An 819-nucleotide genomic window follows, 5' to 3' on the forward strand; every position below is an offset into this window, starting at 1 on the left:
CGCCGGCCGTCGGGCCGCCCGCCGGGCCGTCCGCCCCCGGGCCGCCCGCCCAGTGCGCCAGCACGCCCCGCACCGCCGTCGGCAGGTCGGGCGCCCACCGATGGGCGCGGGCCACCTCCTCCAGCCGGGTCGCGCGGGTGGGGACGAGTACGCCGAGGGCGCCCGCCGCGGCGGCGGCGTCCATGTCGCTGCCGATGTCGCCGATGACGACGCAGTCCTCGGGGGCCACGCCCAGGCCCCGGGCGGCCGTGAGGATCAGTCCGGGGGCGGGCTTGCGGCAGGGGCAGCCGGCGTCGGGGGCGTGCGGGCAGACCTCCCAGACGTCGAAGCGGCCGAGCAGCCGCTCGATGCGCGTGTTGACGCGGCCGACCTGGGCCGGGGTCAGGAGGCCCCGGGCCACGCCGGACTGGTTGCTGACCACGCCGAGGGGCACGCCCAGCCGCCGCAGCAGGGCCACCGCCTGGCGGGCGCCGGGGGCGGGGACCACCCGGGCCGGGTCGCCGTTGTACGGGACGTCCCGGACCAGGGTGCCGTCCCGGTCGAAGAGCACGGCGGCCGGGAGCCGGCGGGCGGTCACGGCCGGACTCCCCGGCGCGTGGCGGGCCGTACGGAGACCGGCACGACGGCGGGGCCGGGCGCCGCAGCCGTCGGCGGACGGACGTCGCGGTGCCGCCAGGCGCCGCGCAGCCGGTGGCAGACGGCGAGCGGCGGGATGACGGCGCTGGTGGCGAGCATCGTGGCCACCTCGGGCGCGGTCCGCGGGCCCGGCGCGATGCGGGACCGGGCGAACTCGGCCGTGCCCAGCGCCCAGCCGAAGGC

At 81.1% G+C, this 819-nt stretch carries 1 protein-coding gene and 1 pseudogene; both read right to left on the reverse strand.

The window, feature by feature from the left end; translation table 11 throughout:
- The coding region (locus HN013_RS32225; RefSeq protein ID WP_171172562.1) for an HAD-IIIA family hydrolase at window positions 1–577 on the reverse strand (577 nt) is incomplete at its 3' end.
- Window positions 574–819: pseudogene (locus tag HN013_RS32230) on the reverse strand (transferase); the annotation flags it as partial. The pseudogene HN013_RS32230 and the gene HN013_RS32225, both read right to left, overlap by 4 nt.

Source organism: Streptomyces sp. I05A-00742, from assembly GCF_013055795.1.
Lineage (GTDB): Bacteria > Actinomycetota > Actinomycetes > Streptomycetales > Streptomycetaceae > Streptomyces.